Origin of the sequence: Sorangium sp. So ce381, from assembly GCF_051473845.1 — a bacterium.
Taxonomy (GTDB): domain Bacteria; phylum Myxococcota_A; class Polyangia; order Polyangiales; family Polyangiaceae; genus Sorangium; species Sorangium atrum.
In genome coordinates this window covers 3,603,313-3,618,744 of sequence record NZ_CP150336.1, presented here as the reverse complement: position 1 = coordinate 3,618,744, position 15,432 = coordinate 3,603,313, and the positions used below count along the sequence as shown (strand labels likewise).

13 protein-coding genes and 1 tRNA gene are annotated in these 15,432 nt (G+C 72.8%); 13 read left to right on the top strand and 1 reads right to left on the bottom strand.

What is annotated here, in order from left to right; genetic code table 11:
- The first annotated feature begins 116 nt into the window (after positions 1 to 116).
- The 12 genes from WMF29_RS13760 (at position 117) to cyaY (ending at position 11,179) form a co-directional block, all read left to right on the top strand.
- Positions 117 to 896 carry a tetratricopeptide repeat protein gene (locus tag WMF29_RS13760; protein ID WP_437329259.1) on the top strand — a complete coding sequence of 260 codons (780 nt, stop codon included), beginning with the start codon at positions 117 to 119 and terminating at the stop codon, positions 894 to 896.
- Between the two features lie 154 nt (positions 897 to 1,050).
- Positions 1,051 to 2,274 carry a hypothetical protein gene (locus WMF29_RS13755; RefSeq protein ID WP_437329258.1) on the top strand — a complete coding sequence of 408 codons (1,224 nt, stop codon included), beginning with the start codon at positions 1,051 to 1,053 and terminating at the stop codon, positions 2,272 to 2,274.
- On the top strand, positions 2,271 to 3,527 hold the full coding sequence (locus WMF29_RS13750) for a hypothetical protein (protein ID WP_437329257.1): 1,257 nt from the start codon (positions 2,271 to 2,273) through the stop codon (positions 3,525 to 3,527). The genes WMF29_RS13755 and WMF29_RS13750 overlap by 4 nt, the downstream gene beginning before the upstream one ends.
- A gap of 11 nt (positions 3,528 to 3,538) precedes the next feature.
- A complete protein-coding gene (locus WMF29_RS13745) occupies positions 3,539 to 4,123 on the top strand; it encodes a hypothetical protein (protein WP_437329256.1) in 585 nt (194 codons plus the stop codon).
- 132 nt (positions 4,124 to 4,255) lie between these two features.
- Positions 4,256 to 4,957 (top strand): winged helix-turn-helix domain-containing protein, encoded by a 702-nt coding sequence (locus tag WMF29_RS13740; protein ID WP_437329255.1) that lies wholly within the window; start codon positions 4,256 to 4,258, stop codon positions 4,955 to 4,957.
- A 3-nt stretch (positions 4,958 to 4,960) separates the two neighbouring features.
- Complete coding sequence (locus WMF29_RS13735) at positions 4,961 to 6,337, top strand: histidine kinase dimerization/phospho-acceptor domain-containing protein (protein ID WP_437329254.1); 1,377 nt, start codon at positions 4,961 to 4,963, stop codon at positions 6,335 to 6,337.
- A 304-nt stretch (positions 6,338 to 6,641) separates the two neighbouring features.
- Positions 6,642 to 7,382 (top strand): polyprenyl diphosphate synthase, encoded by a 741-nt coding sequence (uppS, locus tag WMF29_RS13730; RefSeq protein ID WP_437329253.1) that lies wholly within the window; start codon positions 6,642 to 6,644, stop codon positions 7,380 to 7,382.
- Between the two features lie 103 nt (positions 7,383 to 7,485).
- Positions 7,486 to 7,559: transfer RNA gene (locus WMF29_RS13725), tRNA-Arg, on the top strand.
- Positions 7,560 to 7,581: 22 nt separating this feature from the next.
- A complete protein-coding gene (locus tag WMF29_RS13720) occupies positions 7,582 to 7,905 on the top strand; it encodes a hypothetical protein (RefSeq protein WP_437329252.1) in 324 nt (107 codons plus the stop codon).
- A 99-nt stretch (positions 7,906 to 8,004) separates the two neighbouring features.
- The gene (gene phnA / locus WMF29_RS13715) at positions 8,005 to 9,300 is read left to right on the top strand and encodes a phosphonoacetate hydrolase (RefSeq protein ID WP_437329251.1); all 1,296 of its coding nucleotides are present in this window, start codon (positions 8,005 to 8,007) and stop codon (positions 9,298 to 9,300) included.
- 34 nt (positions 9,301 to 9,334) lie between these two features.
- The gene (gene phnY, locus WMF29_RS13710; RefSeq protein ID WP_437329250.1) at positions 9,335 to 10,783 is read left to right on the top strand and encodes a phosphonoacetaldehyde dehydrogenase; all 1,449 of its coding nucleotides are present in this window, start codon (positions 9,335 to 9,337) and stop codon (positions 10,781 to 10,783) included.
- Positions 10,784 to 10,840: 57 nt separating this feature from the next.
- Positions 10,841 to 11,179, top strand: coding sequence for an iron donor protein CyaY (gene cyaY / locus WMF29_RS13705; RefSeq protein WP_437329249.1), 339 nt, complete (start codon positions 10,841 to 10,843; stop codon positions 11,177 to 11,179).
- Between the two features lie 27 nt (positions 11,180 to 11,206).
- Here the strand turns inward: cyaY and WMF29_RS13700 are convergent, their stop codons facing one another.
- Entirely contained in the window at positions 11,207 to 12,799 is a 1,593-nt protein-coding gene (locus tag WMF29_RS13700; protein ID WP_437329248.1) for a hypothetical protein, read from the bottom strand.
- A gap of 422 nt (positions 12,800 to 13,221) precedes the next feature.
- Between WMF29_RS13700 and WMF29_RS13695 the strand changes: the two genes are divergently transcribed.
- Positions 13,222 to 15,429 (top strand): pseudouridine synthase, encoded by a 2,208-nt coding sequence (locus WMF29_RS13695; protein WP_437329247.1) that lies wholly within the window; start codon positions 13,222 to 13,224, stop codon positions 15,427 to 15,429.
- The last annotated feature ends 3 nt before the right edge of the window (positions 15,430 to 15,432 follow it).

Here is a 15,432-nt window from a genome sequence, read left to right as displayed (position 1 = left end):
GCTGCCGGCGAAGCGGATCAGTATGCTGCGGCCACTTCTCGCGGAGGGCGGCTCGGATGCGTGTGTCTCGGACTTGGCTGGTCGGTCTCGGCGCGGGGATATTCCTCGCCGCGGGGTTGGCCTTAGCAGGAGATCCGGCCATCGAGTACCCCGAGTGCTACCGCACGGCGACCGCCGCCGACCTGGAAGGCGCCAAGGGGGCGCACAAGGCCGCCACGCAGTTCTACGAGCGCGCTGACTACGATCGCGCCATCCAGTACTGGAAGGACGCTTACCAGCTCGACTGCTCGGCGCACGGCGTGCTGATCAACATCGCCAACGCCTACGAGAAGAAGGGCGAGCGGGGCGAGGCGATCACGGCGCTGGAGACGTACCTGGCCCGCACGCCGGACGCGAGCGACGCGCAGACGATCCAGGACAAGATCCAGAACCTCAAGAACGCCCTCCGGCCGGCGCCGAGCGCCAGCGCGAGCGCGTCGGCGTCGGCGCCGCCGGTGCTCCCGACGGCCCCCACCGCCTCGGCGATCCCGGACCGCCCCAAGGAGGAGCCTCCGCCGCAGCCTCCCTACGGCTATACGCCGTGGGTCGCGACGGGCGCCGGCGTCGTCACGCTGCTGGTCGGCGGGATCCTGACCTCCAGCGGCTTCGCCGATATCGGCGCCGCCGAGGACCGTTGCCCGTCGCGCCAGGGCTGCACGCAGGACGTGGCCAAGCAGGGCAATCGGGGGCGCACGCACGCGACCGTCGGCGGCGTGCTCCTCGGGTTGGGCGCCGCCGGCGTCGCCGGTGGCCTCATCTGGGAGCTCGGGTTCAACCAGCCCTGGCCCAGCAAGATCCAGCTGACACCGGTCGCTGGACCAGGCGCGGCCGGGCTCGGCATGGCCGGCCGCTTCTGAGGGGCTGCTCCCTGGCGAGCCGTCGCCTCCTGCTGGGCGCGACGGCGGCGTGGACGGGCGCACCGGCCGCACGCGACGGCGGGGAGGCAGAGGCTGGCGAGCGAGCGCCGCCCGGCGAGCGGGCGCTCACCGGCGCATCGTCTACTCTCCTGTCGTGCGTTTCAGCTCCTACGCCCGCTCGCCCCTGACTCGGCGCCGCCTGAACAGGATCGCGCTCCCCTGCGCGCTGCTCGCCGCGCTCACGGGTACGATGACGGCGGTGCTCGCCGATGGCGACGCCCCTGTGCCCGCGATCTCGCGGGTCGGCCGTCTCCTCGTGCCCACGGCCGTCGCGGCGCCCGCCGCGCCCACCGCTCCCTCCTCTCTCCCCAGCGTCGCGATCCTCGCGACGCCTCCGGGGGCGGCCCGGACCACGCTCCACATCGCGCCGGTCGGCGGCGCCAAGGCCGGTCCAGCGCTCGCCACGCTCCAGCACCTGAGCGACGCCGTGGTCCGGGCCCGCGTCGTCCCGCGAACGCGGCTCGTGGTCGCGACCGCCGAGACGAGCCCGTCCCGCGACCGCTCGTTCAACGCGAGCCTCTTCCGGATCCAGCCGGGCGCAGAGCCCGTCGCGCTCTGCGACGGCGTGGTCCACGCGAGCCGCCCGCTCGTCACCGCCGCGGGGCGCGTCTTCGTCTCGCGCGGCGTCGCCGGCCCGGAGCCGCAGCCCGACAACGACCCCGCGCAGCTCCGGGTCGACGCGCTCACCATCGACGAGGTCGACCTCGCCACCGGCGCGATCCGCACCGTGCACCGACACACGGGCCACCTCGCCTTCCTCGCCGGCGAGTGGAAGGGCGAGCTCGTCCTCTACCGCGTCTCCCCGGCGTCGGCCGACATCGTCCTCGTGGACCCCGACTCCGGCGCGGCGCGGGTGATCGCCCCGTCGATCCCGCCGTTCGCTCGGGATTTCTCGATCGACGCCGCGGCGGGCGCGCTCGTGTTCCAGGAGCGGCACGAGACCGACCCCGGCACGTGGGTCATCGATCGGCTCGATCTCGCCTATGGCAAGCGCACCCGGCTCGAGGCGAGCGCGAGCCACGGCCTCGCCCCGTACGCCTGGCCGGGCGGCGGGCTCGCGTACACGCCCGAGCGCGCCACGGGGCTCTCCGTCATCGGCGCCCGCGCCACGGTCCGCAGCCCGCTCGGCCCCGGCATCGACGCCATCCAGGCCGTCTCGCAGGACGCGGCGTGGGTGGCGGCGCTGCACACGAACCCGTCCGCGTTCCCCGTCCCCTTCGCGATCCGGGTAGAGAGCGGCGAGGTCGCCACGATCCCTGCGCCACCCGGAGCGCGCATCGCCGTCGCCGGCTTCACCTCCGCGAAGGAGGAGCCGTGACGGGCCGCCTTCCCCTGATCCCCGCGGCGCTCTCCGCGGCCGCGCTGGTCGCGCCGGCCGCGCGCGCCGCGTACTGCCCCTGCTTCACGGCGTCGAGCGCGTACAACGATCGCGGCTGCGCGATCGAGGCCGTGCCCGGGATCAACCCCTCCGTCGCAGAGTGGAACGCCATCTTCGACCGCGTCTCGCGGGGCCCCGCGGCCTGGGGCGACGCCGGCCCGGCGGCCTTCAACCTCGGTCAGGGCTGCGATCTCCCCGAGGCGCGGCGCGACGTTCCCGCCACGTTCCCCTGCGAGCTGATCAAGGCCATCGCCATGCAGGAGTCGGGGTGGCGGCAGTTCTGCGCGCCGGATCGGCCCATGGACCAGGCGGGGGGGAGCTCGAGGACGATCATCTCCTTCGACTGCGGCTACGGCGCCTCGCAGATCACGAGCGGCATGCGGAGCGGCGACAGCCCGGATTTCGATCCGCGCCGCGTGGCCGCGGAGCCGACCTACAACGCGGCCACCGGCACCCAGATCCTGGCCATGAAGTGGAGGGCCACGCGCTGCATCGGCGACCGGCAACCCGCGTTCATCGAGCACTGGTACAGCGCCGTGTGGGCCTACAACGGGCTCGCGTACGTCAACAACCCGAACAACCCCAACTACGACGCGGGCCGGGGCGTCTACGACCCGGCGATCGGCGGCGCCGTTCCGTACCAGGAGCGGGTGTTCGGCTGGATGGAGCACACAGGGGGGCGGTGGGAGAAGACCGAGGTCGCCTACCCTGACCCGGGCGAGATCGGCGGCACAGGCGCGCCGCCCGCGCTAGCCGATCCCCGCTGCGCGTCGCCGACGGACTGCACGCGCAAGCGCCCCCTCCATCTCACGCGCTGCGCGGACGACGGCGGCGAGACGGGCGGCGACGGCACAGGCGGCGATGGCGGCGCAGACAGCGGCGGCGGTCAAGGCGAGAGCGGCGGTGAAGGCGGCGGCACGGGCGGCCGCGGCGGCGCAGACGGGAGCGGCGGCGGCGCCGGTGACGCCGGCGGCGCGCCCATCACGACCGCAGGGCACGGAGGCGCTGACGCCCCGCTGGGCGGCGACGACGACGACGCGGCCTCGACGACGGTCGGCATCTACGGCCGATGCTCCTGCGACGCGCCCGGGAACGGCGCGGCCGCTGGCGCGGCGTCCTGGCTCTCGCTCGGCGCCGGAGCGCTCGCCGTCGCGTGGCGCCGGAGGCTTCCGAGGCGACGCCGTGCGGACTAACCTCGCCATCCATGCCGCCTCCGCTGGGATCCGAGCACATCGCGGCGTGGGCTGCCCGGCGCCGCCTCGCCTTCACCGCGCACCCTGACGAGGCCTGGTTCCGCCGCTGGGAGCCCTACGACACGATCGCGCCCCCCTCCGCCTACCTGTCCGCGTGCACGTGGACGGCGAACCCCGGGCACGCGGTGATCGCCGAGCCCTGGTACGCCGAGGGCGAAAGCGAGCCCCTCGAGCGGACGCTGCTCGGCTTCGCGGCGCACCCGGCGCTCCAGCGCCGAGCCTCGATGCGCGTCGGCGAGCACTTCCTGACGCGCGTCGCCTTCATCGAGAGCGCTCCCCCGCCCCGGGTCACCCTCGACGATGCGCTCTGGGACGCCCACGTGACGACCTTCGCCGCCTCCCAGCGCGAGGCCGCAGGCGCGTTCCATCCGCGGCTGCGCAAGCTCCTCGCCCGCCGCGGCTTCCAGGGCCACCTCGAGCTCCGCCCTGGCGGGCTCGTGGTCCACTGCGCCGGCCTGCGGCCCATCCCCGAGCACTACGAGCGGCTGCTCGGCGTCGTGCGCGAGCTCGTCAACGCGGCGATCCCGCACGCCTGAGCGCGCGCGAACGCGGCGATCGCGACGCCCGCGAGCGCCCGCAGGAGCGGGGCCGGCCAGGGAGCGGGGCCGGCCAGGCCCGCCGAGCAGCCCTGTCGACGCGTCCGCCGCGCCGTTCTAGGCTCCCCGATCATGGCCAAGGTCCTGGTCGTCGAGGATGAGCCGGCCATCGCCGAGTCGATCGCCTACTTCCTGCGCCGCGACGGGTTCGCGGCCACCGTCGCCACCACGCTCGCGGCCGCGGAGCGGGAGATCGACAAGGCCGACCTCATCATCCTCGATCTCATGCTCCCCGACGGCAGCGGCTTCGACCTGATCGGCCAGGCGCGGCGGAGCGCGGCGCGCGCCGCGATCATCGTCCTGTCGAGCCGCGACGGCGAGGCCGACCGCGTCGCCGCGCTCGAGACCGGCGCCGACGACTACGTCACCAAGCCGTTCTCACCGCGGGAGATCGTGGCGCGGGTGCGGGCCGTCCTGCGCCGGGCCGCGCGGCCCTCGCCGTCCGCCGCCGCGCCCGCGCCGCTGCCGCTCGTCGTCGACGAGGCCACGCGACGCGCGTACGTGAGCGGCCAGAAGGTCGACCTCACCCGCGTCGAGTTCGATCTGCTCGCCTGCATGCTCGCCGCGCCGGGCAGGGTCTTCACGCGCGCGCAGCTCATCGATCGCGTCTGGGGCGACGGGTTCGCGATCACCGACCGGACCATCGACTCGCACGTGAAGGGGCTCCGGAAGAAGGTCGTCGAGGCCGGCGGCGACGCCGACCTCATCGAGACGGTGCGCGGCGTCGGCTACCGCGTCGCGGACAAGCCGGGCCCCGCGGAAGGCGGCGGTTGACGCGTGCTGCGCCTCGTCGTCACCGCGGCGGCGGCGGTCTCGCTCATCCTGCTCGTCGCGCTGTTCGCCTCCCGCCTCGTCCGCGCCCGGACGGCGGGGATGAGCATCCGGATGCAGATCTTCATCGCGCTCGGCGGCATCGTCGGCGCGTTCGCGTTCGGGCTCGGGCTGCTCGTCATCGATCGCATCGAGGCGCGCGCGACGCTGCTCGCCGAGGGCAGCGCGCGCGACGAGGCGGCCGCGTTCGCCGCCGTGGCCGCGATGGAGATGGAGGTGCGCGGCGTCGATCTCGCGGCCGTGCGCGCGCTCGACGGCGAGGCCGAGGGCCCGACCGCCCAGAGCATCGCGCTGCTCGATCCCGAGGGCCGCGTGCTCCGGGCGCGCGGCGCCTCGCCGGGCGAGCCCGGGACCGTCTTCGTGACCGCGCCCATCGAGGTCGGCGGCCAGCGCGTCGGCAGCGTGCAGGTCGTGAAGCCGACGATCGTTGTGCAGCGGATGGTCGCCGACTTCGCCCCGCCGATCCTCGTGCTCAGCACGGTGCTCGGCGCCGCGGCCGCGATCTCGTCGTTCCTGATCGGCCGCACCATCGCGACCCCGATCGAGGCGCTCACCGAGTTCGCGGTGCGCGTGAGCGAGGGCGAGGTGCGCGCGGCGACGCCGCCCGCCCAGGGCCGCGAGGTCCAGCGGCTGACGCGCGCCATCGACTCGATGCGGCGCCAGATCGAGGGCCGCCCCTTCGTCGAGACGTTCGCCGCGGATCTCTCGCACGAGCTCAAGAACCCCGTCGCCGCGATCCGCGCGAGCGCCGAGGTGCTCTCCGAGGGCGCGCTCGACGACCCCGAGGAGGCCGCCCGCTTCGTCGCGCGCATCCGCGAGGCGACCACGCGGATCGAGGCGCTCCTCGGGGAGCTCCTGTCGCTCGCGCGCCTCGAGGCGCGCGGCGTGGAGCAGGCCGCGGTGGTCGACCTGGTCGCGATCGCGGAGGCCGCCGCGGCGCGGGCGCGAGAGCGCGGCAGCCGCGTCGAGCTCGACGTGCCGAGCTCGGCGGCGGTGCGCGGCGACGAGCAGTGGCTCTCGCGCGCCCTCGACAACCTGCTCGACAACGCGCGCACGCACGGCGACGCCGCGGCCCCCGTCCAGATCGCCGTGTCTCGCGTGGGCGGACAGGTCGCGATCTCGATCCGCAACCGCGGCGAGATCGGGCGGCACGTCGCGGGCCGCCTCTTCCGCCGCTTCGTGACGACCCGCGCCGACCGGGGCGGCACCGGCCTGGGCCTCGCGATCGTCAAGGCGATCGCCGAGGCCCACAGCGGCTCGGCCGAGTGCACCCACCGCGGGCCGCCCGAGGTCGAGTTCAAGCTCTCGCTACCGGGAGCCTGATCCTGTGAAAGGATGAGCTCTCTCGCCATGCCGCCCTCCCCGGCGACCCTCTTGGTTTCCGGGAGGTTTCCTCGGTTTGACAGCGCGCCGGATCGGTGGTGCGAAGGCGCGCCGGTGGCCTTCGGGCGAGCGAGCGCGTGCGCGTGTGCGTGTCAAAGAGCTCGCGCTACTGTCAGAGTCGGCGGAGCGCCTTGAGCTCCCCGCGTCATCCTCCACAGAACCTCCACAATCGCATCACCGTCGGCCCCCCTACCGCGCCCATGCTCGGCGCAGAGTCTGTCGTCGTCCCCACCCAGGAAAGCCCATGACGTCCAGCAATCTCCCCAAGCACGTCGCGATCATCCTCGATGGCAATGGCCGCTGGGCGGCGGCGCAGGGGCTGCCCCGCATGCAGGGGCACCGGCACGGGGCGAAGGCCGTGCGCCTCTCGGTGCGCGCCTGCCGCGATCGCGGCATCCCGTACCTCACGCTCTACGCGTTCAGCGTGGCGAACTGGTCGAGGCCCAAGGACGAGATCGACGCGCTGATGCGCATCTGCCAGGAGTTCGCCGAGGGGGAGCACGACGAGCTGATCCGTCGAGGGATCGCGGTGCAGGTGGTCGGCGATCTCGAGGACATCCCGACGCCGACGCGGCGCGCGATGGAGAAGCTCGTGGAGGACACCGCCGGGGGCACCGAGATGACCCTGGCGCTCGCGCTGAGCTACGGCGGTCGCCGCGACATGGCGAACGCCATGCGCGCGCTCGCGGTCCGCGCGCGGGCCGGGCTGGTCATCCCGGAGGAGATCAACGAGAAGTCGCTCCGGAACTTCCTGACGACCAGCTCGATGCCGGATCCCGATCTCATCATCCGCACCGGCGGAGAGAAGCGGCTCAGCGACTTCCTGCTCTTCGAGGCCGCGTACGCGGAGCTGTTCTTCACCGACACGCTCTGGCCCGATTTCACCGAGGCGACCTTCGACGAGGCGGTCGCGACCTACAGCCGGCGACAGCGGCGTTACGGCCGGACCGGCGAGCAGGTCCGACGCCTCGATGCGTCGACCTGAGCGGACGTCGCGTGGGGGTTCCCCGCGCCCACGGCGCTCGTAACGCTCGTAACGCTCGATTCCGCGTCCGCGATGCAGTACGAGAGATGCGCTTGTCGTCCAAGCGCCCGTAGCTCAGCTGGATAGAGCAGCGGCCTTCTAAGCCGCGGGTCGCAGGTTCGAATCCTGCCGGGCGTGCCGAACGTCCTCGGAGCGTCGCTTGACGCTCCTGCCCGGCGCGGACCACGATGTCCCTGACGCCATGGACAAGAGGGTCGTGCTCGTGCTGGGCGGTCTGGTGCTGGGAGCGGCCGTCGCGCTCGCGACGGGGCGAGTGCGCGCCCAGGTGCTCATGCCGAGCGTCCCCCCGCCGCGGTGGGAGCAGGACTGCGAGCAGACGCACGGCGTGGACGAAGCCCGCGCCATCGCCAAGGCGCGCGGCGAGGGCGGCTGGGAGCTCGTGGCGCTCGACGCAGGCGTGATGTGCTTCAAGCGGCCGGTCCCGGCGCCTCCGAAGCCGGCCGATCCCTGGCCGGGCTACTGACGCATCGCCGCCCCCTGCCCGCCGTTCGAGGCGGAGGAGCGCCCGTGGCGGCGCAGCGTCGGCCCTTCTCGGCCCGCGCGCTGCGTGTCAGCGTTCGGCATGATCGAACTCGGCGATCGGCGCTACGCGCTGCCCGCGCGCAAGACGGTGGTGTTCTGCGTCGACGGCTGCGGGCCGGAGTACCTCGACCAGGCCCTCGCGGACGGGCTGATGCCGCGGCTCGCGGGCACGCTCGCCGCCGGCGGCCTGTACGTGCGCGGCCGAGGCCAGGTCCCCAGCTTCACGAACCCGAACAACGTGTCCATCGTGACCGGCCAGCCGCCGCGCGTGCACGGCATCTCGGGCAACTACTACCGCGACGCCGCCACGGGGGAAGAGGTGCCGATGAACGATCCCCGGTTCCTGCGGGTCCCGACGCTCTTCGAGAAGATGGAGCAGGCGGGCGTCAGGACCCTCTGCGTCACGGCCAAGGACAAGCTCCGCGCGCTCCTCGGCGCGTGCCGCGAAGGGGGCCCTCGCCCGATCTCGCTGTCGGCGGAGAAGGCGCACGAGCAGGCCATCCCGGAGCACGGGATCGGCTCGATCACCGCCGCGGTCGGCCGCGAGAACCCGTCGATCTACGACTGGGACATCTCCCACTACGCCATGGAAATGGGCCTCGCGCTGCACGAGCGCCTCTCGGCCACGCTGCTCTACGTGTCGCTGACCGACTACGTGCAGCACAAGGAGCCGCCGCGCGGGCCGATGTCCGATCGGTTCTACGCCCGCTTCGACGCCCTCTTCGGCGAGTACCTCGACGCCGGCTTCGTCTGCGGCATCACCGCGGATCACGGCATGAACGACAAGACCGCGGAGGACGGCTCGCCGAACGTGCGCTACCTGGACGACGCGCTGCGCGAGGCCGGCCTCTCGGGCTTCCGCGTGCTCCTGCCGATCACCGACCCGTACGTCGTGCACCACGGCGCGCTCGGGTCCTACGCGACCGTGTACCTCGGCGCGCCGGACGACGGCGCCCGCGCCGCTCAGGTCCTGGCGCGGCTCCCGGGCGTGGAGCTCGTCCTGACCCGGGACGAGGCCGCGCGGCGCTTCGCGCTGCCGCCGGATCGGATCGGCGACCTCGTGATCCTCGGCGATCGGAGCACGGTGCTCGGCAAGAGCGCGGCCTACCACGACCTCTCCGCCGTGCAGCGCGGGCTCAGGTCGCACGGCGGCCTGCACGAGGCGGAGGTGCCGATCCTCGCGAGCCACCCGCTCCGGCCCGGAGAGCGCGCGTGGCTCCTCGGCGCGGAAGCGGCCAAGGCGGACGAGGACGCCGCGCGCGGCCGGCCGAGCGCGCTGTCGAACGCGGACGTCTTCGATCTGGTGCTCAACCGACTCTCGACCGCCATGGCCTAGCGCCGACGATCGAGCGCCTGAAGGGGGGACAGGGATGGGCTCGATGCTCTCAATCGATCGACCAGCGTTCCATTTTCCGTGCCTGATCGGGGGAAGACCGGTGAGCCGGGACGAGCGCATCCTCGTGCGCTACCCGTTCACGGGCGAGGTGATCGGCAGCGTGCCGAGGCTCGACGAGGAGGCGGTGCAGGAGGCGCTCGCGAGCGCGTCCTCCGGCCCGCCGCGGCTCTCTCGCCACGAGCGCAGCGAGATCCTGCTCCGCGCCGCGGCGCACATCGAGGCGCAGGCCGGGGCGGTGGCGCGGCTCATCACGTGGGAGAGCGGGCTCTGCCTCAAGGACACCGCCTACGAGGTGCGTCGCGCGGTCGACGTGCTCCGCTTCTCCGCGTACGAGGCGCTCCGCGACGACGGCCAGTGCCTCGCGTTCGACATCTCGGCGAACGGCAAGCCCCGGCGGGGCTACACGCTGCGCGAGCCGCTCCGCCTCGTGACGGCGATCACCCCGTTCAACCACCCGCTCAACCAGGTCGCCCACAAGGTCGCGCCGAGCGTCGCGAGCGGCAGCTCCATGGTGCTCAAGCCGTCGGAGAAGACGCCCCTCTCCGCGATCTACCTCGCGTCCGTGCTGCACGAGTCGGGGCTGCCGCCCGGCATGCTCAGCGTCGTGACCGGTGATCCGGCCGAGATCGGGCGGGCGCTCGTGACCCACCCGGCCGTGGAGCTCGTGAGCTTCACCGGCGGGGTCGAGATCGGCAAGCGCATCGCCGGCCTGCTCGGCTACCGGCGCGCGGTGCTCGAGCTCGGCGGCAACGACCCGCTCATCGTGCTCGACGACGCGGATCTCGACGAGGCCGTGCGGCTCGCGGCGTACGGCTGTTACAAGAACTCGGGGCAGCGCTGCACGGCGGTGAAGCGGCTCATCGTGAGCGAGCGCGTCGCCGACGAGCTCGCCGGCCGCCTCGCCGCCGCGTCGGCGCAGATCAAGGTGGGCGATCCGCTCGATCCGGCGACCGACATGGGGACGGTGATCTCCGAGGCCGCGGCGAGGCAGCTCGAGGCGGCGGCCGAGGACACGCTCGCGCGGGGCGCCCGGCTGCTGTTCGGGAACGAGCGCCGCGGGGCCCTGTACGGCCCCACCGTCATGGATCACGTCCCGCCGGACGCCCCCTCCGTGCAGCGCGAGACGTTCGGCCCGCACGCGCCCATCCTGCGGGTGAGGGACATCGACGAGGCGATCGCGGTGGCGAACGGGACGAGCTACGGCCTCTCCGCCGGCGTCTGCACGAACGACATGGGGCGCGTCCACCGGCTCGTGCGGGAGCTCCGCTGCGGCACGGTGAACGTGCGCGAGGTGCCGGGGTACCGGTCCGAGCTGTCGCCGTTCGGAGGGATCAAGGACAGCGGCATCGGGATCAAGGAGGGCGTCGTCGAGGCGATGAAGGCGATGACCAACGTGAAGCTCTACACCGTCCCCTGGGAGTGAGGGGGCGCCGGCGCTTCTCCGTACCGCCTCGGCGCGCGCCGTTGTAAGCGGATCGGCATGAGCGGAGAGCCCCTATCGGAGCGAGAGTTCGACGACGTGGCCGATCGGTCGCTGCGCGCGCTGGATCGAGCGATCAACGAGATCCCCGACGGCGTCGAGGCCGACCTGCAGAGCGGCATCCTCACCCTGGAGTTCGAGGACGGCATCAAGTACGTCATCAACAGCCACCGCGCGGCGCGGCAGGTCTGGATGGCCGCCGAGCGGGCCGCGTGGCACTTCGACTACCGGCCGTCCGAGGGCCGCTGGGTGGCCCAGAAGTCGGGCGAAGAGCTCTGGAGCACGCTCGAGACGGTGCTGTCGCGGAAGCTCGGCCGCGCCGTGAAGCTCGCTCGCTGAGCCGCGTGGCCCGCGGGGCGACGCGCATCACAGGGCGAAGCTTATGCCGAGCCCTCCGAGCAGGCCCGTCACGGAGGCGCCGACCCGGAGGTCGAACGCGACGCGGTCCCACGGGCGGAGCGCGAGCCCGATCTCGGGCAGGACGAGCCACGGATAGACGAGCGGCCGCAGGCCTTGAGGCCGCCCCTTGGGGCGGGTGAACCAGCTCGGCTCGACATAGCCGGGGTAGTGATCGGCGTCGTAATCGAGCTGGTTGCAGTACCGGAAGCTCCCGATCGGGTTGTTGGGCCCGCGGCATTTCACATAGCGGTACGGGTCCCCCGGCACGAAGGAGCCCGCGTCGCCGGGCACCGCGTCCCCGGGATAGGCCTGGGTCCGGTAGAGGTCGCCCATGAACGTCCAGCCCACGCCAAGGCCGGCGCCGACGCGGAAGGCGAACAGCTCGTCCCGATCGAGCGGGATGTTCCAGACCAGGCGGACGCCCGCCTGGAGCGCCTGGAGATCGCTCTCGACGATCTCGTAGTCGGTGTCCGGGTGTCCCTTCGGCTTGAACGGCGTCTCTTGCATCCGGAAGCGCGCGTAAGCGACCGAGAAGACGAGATCGAACCGCCGCCCGAGCCGCGTGGACAGCGAGATGTCTCCGCCCGGGACGAGGACGTCCCGCCCCCCTTCTCCGAGGAGCTCGAACATGAGCTGAGGGATGAAGAAGCCCTGGAAGCCTGCGCCGAGCCACACGTCGCGCTGCCTGCGAGAGCTGGGCGGCGTGGGCTCGGGCATCTCGACGGCGGGCTTCGGCTTCTCCTCGGGGCCCGTCGCGACACGCGGCTTCTCCTCGGCCGGCTTCTCCGGCGGCTTCTTCCCCGATGGCTTCTTCGCGACCGGCTTCTCCGGCGGCTTCTTCTCCGGCGGCTTCTTCGCGACCGGCTTCTCCGGCGGCTTCTTCCCCGGTGGCTTCTTCGCGACCGGCTTCTCCGGCGGCTTCTTCTCGACCGGCTTCTCCGCGACCGGCTTCTCCGGCGGCTTCTTCTCGACCGGCTTCTCCGTAGGCTTCTTCGCGCCGGGCTTCGGCTTGAGGCGCAGCTTGATCTCACGCCGCTGCTTCTCTTTCAGCGTGATCTTCTGCGACGCCTCCTCGTGGCCCTCGGCCCTGGCGACGATCACCAGCACCTTGCCCGGATCGAACCGGTGCGGCGCCGACGGCTCGCTGATCACCTCACCGTCGACCTCGACCACCAGCCCCTCGTACGGCTCCGCCGGCGTGATGACGAGCGTCGGAATGCGCGCATCGAGCTGAGTTGCCTTCTTCTTGGCCGATGTGATGGCCGCGACATCCCGCGCGTTGTAGCCGGGCGCCTTCTTCTCGCTCGCGACCTTGTGATAGATCTCGCTGGCCTTCAGCAGCTCGCCCGTCTTGACGTAGCAGTCGGCGAGCGGAACCGCCGAGCTCGGGCGATGCCGCTGGCTCTCGGCGGACTCGAGCAGCGGGATCGCTCGCTTGCAGAAGCCGCCTCTGGCCGCGTTGATGCCCTGGTTCGCCTCCTTGTCGCCTGGTCCGGCGAACACCGGAGGGGCGAACAGCACAGCCAGGAGGCCGAAGAGAAAAGCGATCGGAAGACGCAAGAGGCGCTCAGTCTACCATCGCCCCCGCGAGGCGCGCGGGGCGGACCGGGCGCGGCGATCACGGATGTCGCGAACGGCGCGGCCCGAGGTAAGGAGCAGCGCCAGGGATCGCCCACATTGGCCCCTGCGTCGCCTGGCGGCTGGCTCGACGGAGCGAGCAGGGCCTGGATCGCCCACCGTCCGGGCAGATACCGCGGCCCCCGGCGAAAGCGCGGGGCCTCGTCAGGATCCGAGAGCGCTCCCCGGCGCGCCGAGCGCCGCAGACGAAAAGCTCGACGGTTTCCTCTTTACACCTTCGACGCTGGCCGAGAGCCCCTGTAAGCTCCCCCGGAATGGCTTCCGGCGCAGGTATCGAAGGACCGCACGGGCTGGGCGAGAGCACCAGCGCAGAGGGATCGGGCGGCGGTGTTTTGTCCGGGCCCGTGCGACGAACATTGAAGGCAGGCGAGATCCCGAACACGCTGATCGAGTGCACGCACTCGGTCGAGTGCGCGGGCTGTCCGCTCATCGCGGGTGATTACGCGGAGCAGCTCGGCACCAAGCGTGCGCGGGTCGTGTCCGCAGCCGCGCACTACCCATCGCTCGGGCTGGTCCAGACGAGCTCGGTCATCCCGGCCGATCCGATCACCGGCTACCGCGGTCGAGCGAAGCTCATCGTCGCCCCCTCCGGCGCGATCGGGCTGTACGGCCGCACGGGGCATCACGAGGTCGTCGACATCCCGGGCTGCCGGGTCCTCACCCCGGCCCTCGCCGCGGTCACCTCGCGGCTGCGCGAGCTGATCGCGTCGCCGCCGCCGGAGGTCCGGCCGCTGCTCCTCCCGTACGATCCAGCGAGGGGCGGCGTGCTCCGCGCCCTCGATCTGCGCGAGGTCCACCTCGCGCCCGGGACGCCGCTCTTCGCGGAGGTGGGAGCGACGGAGGACAACCCGGCGTTCGTGCTGGTCACGTTCGTCCTGCAGCGCGAGCGCGCGTGCACGCGCGACGAGCTGCGGGAGGCCGGCCGCGCCATCCGCCCGATGCTCCCGCGCGTCATCGGCGTCGCGGCGAACTTCCACGACGCGGAGGCGCCGCAGATCCTCGGGCCGGAGACGACCGTGCTCGACGGCACCGCGCACGCGGAGGACCGGATCGGGCAGACCTACCACATCGCCGCGTTCGGCTCGTTCGTGCAGGCGCACCGCGCGCAGGCCGCGCGCGTGCACGCCCTCCTGCTCCGCGAGATCGCGTCGCTCGAGAACGACGGGCCCGTCATCGAGGGAGAGGCCGCGCTCGGCCCCGCCTCCCGGCGCAAGGAGCCGCCGCGCATCCTCGATCTGTACGGGGGCTCGGGCGCGATCTCGCTCGCCCTGGCGCAGGGCGGTAACCGCGTCCTGATGGTCGAGTCCTTTGCGCCCGCGGCGGCGAACGCCCGCGCCGCGGCCGAGGCCCAGGGCCTGAGCCAGCGCGTGGAGGTGCGCACCGGCGACGTCGCGGAGATCGTCGGCTCCCTCGTCAACAGCTCGGAGAAGTTCGACGGCATCGTGGTGAACCCGCCGCGCCGCGGCGTCTCCCCGACGGCGCGCGAGGCGATCGCGCGCCTCGGCGCGCCGCTGCTCGTCTACGTCTCGTGCGATCCCGACACGCTCGCGCGCGACCTCGATCACTTCTGCCGCCTCGGGTACTCGTCGACGGAGCTCACCCCGCTCGACATGATCCCGCTCACGGAGGAGATCGAGACGATCGCCGCGCTCCGCCGGACGCCCCCGCCCGCGCCGAAGGTCATCTACGACGACGACGGCGTGCTGGTCGTCGAGAAGGGCCCCCACGAGCCGGTGGCGATGCAGCCGGAGTACCTCGGCTCGCTGCTCGCCCGGTGCGCCCGCATCCCGGGCAGCACGACGACGCCCATCATCGTGCACCCGCTGGATCCGGGCACGAGCGGCCTGGTCATGCTCGCGCGGAGCGAGGAGGCCGCCGCGCGCTGGGGCGAGGCGCTCACGAAGACGGGGCGCCTCATCTACCTCGCCGCGGCCAAGGGCGTCACCCCGGGCAAGGGCGCGATCACCCGCGATCTCCGCGAAGGGACGCGCACGTACACGGCGCGCACGCGGTATCGCCGCCTCGCTGTCGCCTCGGGCCACTCGATCCTCCGCGTCATCCCGGACGGCGGGCGCACGCACCAGATCCGGCGGCACCTCGCCGCGATCGGGCACCCGATCCTCGGCGACGAGCGCTACGGCCACGTGCCCACGAACCGGTACTTCGAGGAGAAGCACGGGCTCGATCGTTCGTTCGTGCACCTCGTGCGCATCGAGATCGAGCACCCCCGCACCGGGGTGAAGATGATCATCGAGTCGACGCTGCCCGGGGATCTGCGCTCCGCGCTGGAGCGCTCGACCGGCCCCTCGGTCCTCCGCTTCCTCGAGCAGAAGCACGCCCTCGGCGAGCAGCGCGCCGTGCCCGTCCTGACGACCGCGAGCGATGAGCCCGCGCCGAGCAGCAGGATGATCCCGCTGCGCCCCGAGGACGCGGAGTCCGCGCCTCCCCCCTCCATCCGCAGCCCCGGGCCCATCTCGATCCGCGTCCCGGATCTGGACGAGTCGCCCCGGACCATCCGGCACCCCATCATCTCGACCGGCGACGAGGACTGAGCG

Bases quoted from the DNA above. Each gene is read 5' to 3' on its own strand.
- WMF29_RS13745 (WP_437329256.1), top strand. From the start codon at position 3,539: ATGCCGCCTCCGCTGGGATCCGAGCACATCGCGGCGTGGGCTGCCCGG.
- WMF29_RS13740 (WP_437329255.1), top strand. From the start codon at position 4,256: ATGGCCAAGGTCCTGGTCGTCGAGGATGAGCCGGCCATCGCCGAGTCG.
- uppS (WP_437329253.1), top strand. From the start codon at position 6,642: ATGACGTCCAGCAATCTCCCCAAGCACGTCGCGATCATCCTCGATGGC.
- phnA (WP_437329251.1), top strand. From the start codon at position 8,005: ATGATCGAACTCGGCGATCGGCGCTACGCGCTGCCCGCGCGCAAGACG.
- phnY (WP_437329250.1), top strand. From the start codon at position 9,335: ATGGGCTCGATGCTCTCAATCGATCGACCAGCGTTCCATTTTCCGTGC.
- cyaY (WP_437329249.1), top strand. From the start codon at position 10,841: ATGAGCGGAGAGCCCCTATCGGAGCGAGAGTTCGACGACGTGGCCGAT.